Here is a 4714-nt window from a genome sequence, read left to right on the forward strand (position 1 = left end):
ACACTCTGGGGGAGCCTCCCATTCTCACCGAAGAGGTGTTTGATGAGCTTCTGAGTTATGACTGGCCGGGGAACGTGAGGGAGTTGGAGATGATGATAAGGAGGCTATGTGAGGCATATGGGGGAAGAAGCGTAGGGGTTGAAGAGCTGAGAGATATGGGTTTTGAGGGGATGGAAGGTTCATCAAAGCGGGAGTTGCCTTCTCAGTTCAATCTCAAGGAGGAGGTTAAGAGGTTCGAGAGGGATCCGATCCTGAGGGTGTTGGATGAGACGGGTTGGAACATAACACAGACGGCGGATAGGATAGGGATGAGCCGTGCGGGTTTGATGAAGAAGATGAGGAATTTGGGGATAAGGCGCCCGACGGATGATAGGTGATAACAGCGGTTATCAGGGGTGATAACTGTAGTTATCAGTTGAGAATCCTTATATCAAGAGGGATTTCCCGTTTTTCGCTTATCTAGGTGATGACAGTAGTTATCAGTTGAGGGGTATTGGTGGATCGGGAGATGAGCAACTACGGGCATTAACAATCTGGCATGAAAGTTGCTTACATTGGTTCGATGAAACATCCTTCAGAGAGGATGTTCCGGACTTTGGACGTTGGACTTCGGACATGCTGGGAGTTGATGGCGATGTTGTTATCGGTCGTCATGCCGTGCCTGGACGAGGTGAAGATGCTTCAAACGCCAATAAAACTGTTAAGAGAGATGAAAGAAGGAGATGTTTCGACTCCCACTCCCAACTCATAAGCTTCATAAGATCGAAGAGAACGGAAGGGTTTTCATTGCCGATCTCGACGCCTGCAGGATCGTCGAGGCATCGCATTTAGCCTGGAGGATACTCCAACTTTGCCCTGAGCTATCGAACGAAGAGATAATCTATGCCCTTCAAGAGGAGGAAAAACAGGAGGAAATAATCAAAACGATGGAATGGCTTGAGGAGAGAAAGAAGGAAGGGCTCTTCTTCGAAGAAGACATCCATCTCACTCAAAAAGGGAGGATGCGAGTCCTAGCTCCCACCTCCTCACCCTATGGCACCGATCTGAGGTGGAAAGCTATAGGAGCTCCCATATCACACCAAAAGCTCCTAAAAGCCCTCTCCAGATATGCGGATGTGTACATCAACCATAAAGAGAACCTTTCCGAGGGGTTCAACTTCTTCCCCCTGAACCCAAAGGATCTCTCATCGGTTCTGAGGACGATGGAGTTTGGGTTCGACGGGGTTCTGATCTTCTCCCCGACGGAGATGGAGTTCCTGCCTCTTCTATCTTACATAGATGTCCCGTTCGTGGTCTGCATCCGCCAGCAGAGGGGAGGAGGGGGAGCAGTGATAAACTCCGTCCTCAGATGGTATGCATTCATGAGAGATTACGATGCCTTCATGGTACTGACCGAGTCCGGCAGAAAGCTCTACTCCCGGTTTGCGCTGGATGATTCGTTTTTCCAAATCGTTCCAAACGGGGTGGATCTGGACCTCTTCCGGCCTATGGACAAGGAGGAGGCGAAAAGGGAAATTGCTGAGATGCTCGGGCAGCCCGAGATCTGCAGAAGGAAAGTGGTGGGCTTTCTCTCCAGGGCCCTTCCGGAGAAGGGGATGGGGTTGTTCTTGAAGATAGCCGAGATGAACCCGGATCATATCTTCTTGGTGGTCGTCCCGGATCTCGGTTTTTACTCCCGTTATCGGCTACCTGAAAATCTCATCTACGCGGGCAGACAGCCGAGGGAGAAGCTTCCGCTATTTTTCAACGCCTTCGATCTGCTGTGTTTCCCCACGATGGTGGGATGGGAGGCCTTCTCAAGGGTAACACTGGAGGCTATGGCCTGTGGAACCCCCGTTGTTGTGCCCCACATCGACGGGATGCCGTATCTGGTTGAGGAGGGAGGGATAGTTGTGGAGTGTGAGGAGTTCAGGGATGAGCTTGGGAGCTTTGCGGGATACGTTTCCCTTGAAAAGATGTCCGAAGCGGTTAACGATCTGCTTTGTGACGATGAAAGAAGGTTGGAGATGGGGAGGAGGGCGAGGGAGATAGCGGAGAAGTATTCATGGGAGAACAGCGCCAAGGAGCTGATAAAGCTTTTCAAGAAGCTGATATTGAAGAGAAGATTCGATGCACGCCGACGCCGTTTTGAGGTTGCCTTCACCAGATCGGGTTCCCTCCTTTTAAACCTCACCGAGATGGGGGAATCTCCGCTTTTCGGTGATCTCTACCTTCAGACAATGGAGGAAGGGTTGGTTTTAACTCTCCTGAAGGGACACACACTTAGGGAGGTGGAAGCTATATTGCTTCACTTCCTTCCGGAGGAGAGGGTAAAGGAGATTTTGGTGAAGGTGAAGGGTTTTGTGGAGTCCACCTCCTGAGGAGGTTGAGATATGCTCTTCAGCATCATAGCGTATCGGGCCAAAAAGGGGAAAGAGAGGGAGTTTGAGGAGTTGATATGTGAGAGGTTCAAATCCTCTCAGGAGGAGGCGGGATGCAGGTCCGCCCAGCTCCTTAAGAAGGAGGGTGAGAGGAGAAGTTATCTATGGATAGAGTTATGGGAGAGTGAGGATGATATAGAGGAGGCTCATAGGAGGAAGCTTGTTCCTCCTGAGCATCCGATATGGGTTGAGATAAGCCGGTTGTTTGAATCCGTGACGTTTCTGGGTAGATACAGAGTTGTGGGGAAGGAATCATCCAAAGGTTTTCGCCATCTCCTTTCCAGTTTTTTCGGGAGGGAGGGGTGATGAATCCAAAGAGGGGAGGAGGTGAGCGAGGATGCAGGTCATGGGGGAGTATGCAAGGGAGCAGGTGAGGAGGAAGGTGTCACAGTTCATCCTGTCGGAGGCCGGAAGGGTCGGATACCGCAACGCCTTCTCGATGGCTGCTCTGGTGACGGCTTCATCGCTGGCTGCTGTCCTGCTTTCCGCTCAACATTCAAATGCCGATCACGTGGCAGACTGCGGTGACAAGAGGTGCCAAGTTCCTCCTTTCTACTTCTGTTGCGTAGGTGCATTAGGATATCACTGCTCCACTCAGCCGATGCCAGGTCTACAATGCTGGTCGATATGAGGGGGAGATATCCCCCTCTCTGATTCAATCGCGGAGGGAAATATGAGAAGGATAAAATGGATTCACATCTTGCTATATCTTTACCTGTTATCCTCCCCTTCAATGGCGAAGATCCAGCTTCCTAGCATCAAACTCGCGTTTACAGCTGACATAGCTATGGGTATATCCGATATCTTCCTGCTTGAAAGGTTGGAGGACGAGCCTATAAACCTGACTCGGAACTCCTCCTCATCCGACTGGTCCCCTAGGTGGTCTCCCGACGGCAGAAGAATAGCCTTCCTCTCAGAAAGAGATGGAAGCGAAGAGCTATACATCATGGATGTGAAAACCAGGAGAGTCAGCAGAATTACCCATAACTCCATGGGGAACGCATATCCCGCTTGGTCACCTGATGGGAGGAGGATAGCTCTGCTCTCGATGGATGAGGGGAGGTGGAAGATACGGCTTATTAACCTTCTGAGCGGTGAGAGCAAGTTCCTGACCGACGGAAGTTCCGTATGTGCCTTTGACTGGATGCCTGATGGTAAGAAGTTGATATTGGGCTGTAGGGAACCAAAGGGTTTTTTCGTATTGGATACTACCAAGGAGGGAGAAAGAGAGATAGGAGAGCTTGAGAAGATCCCAATACCTCATGATTTGACTTACATCTACAGCGTGGCATGTAGTAAGAATGGTAAGAAGGTAGCATACAGCGTGTGTAAGGGGATGTTTGGGGTTTCGGATATCTACATCATGAATCTGGAAGATGGGAGCGTCAAAAATCTATCGAAGATATCGGGGAAACCTTTCCATGCCAACGACGATTTCCCCAGATGGACTCCGGATGGGAGGTTCATAATTTTCGCCTCCGATAGGGAGGCAAACAGGAAAGGATACGACATATATATCATGACGAGCGATGGGGAGATAGTAGAGCGGCTTAACCTTGCGAAAAGCAGCTATCATCCGGATGTGTTTGATCCGAATTACGCCTATTCCGTTTCATCTCCGATTGATCTGAAGAAGCTAACATGGGGGATGATAAAAAGGGGTGTGATCTCCCGATGAGCAGGATAGAATATCGCCACTTTCAACCGGGGGACGAAAAAGGGATCATCAAGCTTCTGCCGGATCAATGGCTTCAGGGATGCCAAGGGAAGGTATGCTACCTCAACGATTCAAACCCCGATGATCCTGAAAGCGTCCGCCTCGCAATCCATAACGGTAAAATCGTAGGACATGTCCAAGGCATTCTATACCCTGTATTCATCGAAGGGAAGTTTCAAAAGTTCGGATGGATAGATACCCTTTTCGTTTCACCTCAGATAAGAGGAAAAGGGATCGGAACGGAACTTGTGAAACAGATAATCCGATACTTCGAAGGGAAGGGATGCAGGGGAATCCTGCTCACCGTTGAAAAGGATTCGATCGCCCACTCGATCTATCGAAAGCTGGGATTCACCGATCTGATCACAGGCATATACACCCTTCTACATCCTGAGGAAGGAGAGTCAAGGATTAAGCTCACACCTGCAGAGGTATCGGATGTGGATGAGATGAAAAAGCTGTATGAGAGATGGATACGAAGGGTGTTTCCTGTCTTCTATTATCCTTCTAATCTGTCCGTGGATAAGATCCCTGAGAGGATCGCGATGAGGATATTATCCAAATATAGGATTTTCCG

6 protein-coding genes are annotated in these 4714 nt (G+C 49.7%); all 6 read left to right on the forward strand.

What is annotated here, in order from left to right; all coding sequences use genetic code 11:
* Positions 1 to 377, forward strand: a 377-nt coding sequence (locus J7M22_04360) for a hypothetical protein (protein ID MCD6505841.1), incomplete at its 5' end; no start/stop codon positions are given.
* Between the two features lie 345 nt (positions 378 to 722).
* Positions 723 to 2360 (forward strand): glycosyltransferase family 4 protein, encoded by a 1638-nt coding sequence (locus J7M22_04365; protein MCD6505842.1) that lies wholly within the window; start codon positions 723 to 725, stop codon positions 2358 to 2360.
* Between the two features lie 12 nt (positions 2361 to 2372).
* Positions 2373 to 2726, forward strand: coding sequence for an antibiotic biosynthesis monooxygenase (locus J7M22_04370; GenBank protein ID MCD6505843.1), 354 nt, complete (start codon positions 2373 to 2375; stop codon positions 2724 to 2726).
* 31 nt (positions 2727 to 2757) lie between these two features.
* A complete protein-coding gene (locus J7M22_04375) occupies positions 2758 to 3051 on the forward strand; it encodes a hypothetical protein (GenBank protein ID MCD6505844.1) in 294 nt (97 codons plus the stop codon).
* 42 nt (positions 3052 to 3093) lie between these two features.
* Entirely contained in the window at positions 3094 to 4098 is a 1005-nt protein-coding gene (locus tag J7M22_04380) for a PD40 domain-containing protein (protein MCD6505845.1), read from the forward strand.
* The coding region (locus tag J7M22_04385; GenBank protein MCD6505846.1) for a GNAT family N-acetyltransferase at positions 4095 to 4714 on the forward strand (620 nt) is incomplete at its 3' end. The genes J7M22_04380 and J7M22_04385, both read left to right, overlap by 4 nt.

The sequence above is a fragment of the Candidatus Poribacteria bacterium genome (assembly GCA_021162805.1).
Lineage (GTDB): Bacteria > Poribacteria > WGA-4E > B28-G17 > B28-G17 > JAGGXZ01.

What these genes read in the sequence shown, in the direction of transcription:
- J7M22_04370 (MCD6505843.1), top strand. Translation starts at nt 2,373, where the DNA reads ATGCTCTTCAGCATCATAGCGTATCGGGCCAAAAAGGGGAAAGAGAGG.
- J7M22_04375 (MCD6505844.1), top strand. Translation starts at nt 2,758, where the DNA reads ATGCAGGTCATGGGGGAGTATGCAAGGGAGCAGGTGAGGAGGAAGGTG.
- J7M22_04365 (MCD6505842.1), top strand. Translation starts at nt 723, where the DNA reads ATGTTTCGACTCCCACTCCCAACTCATAAGCTTCATAAGATCGAAGAG.
- J7M22_04380 (MCD6505845.1), top strand. Translation starts at nt 3,094, where the DNA reads ATGAGAAGGATAAAATGGATTCACATCTTGCTATATCTTTACCTGTTA.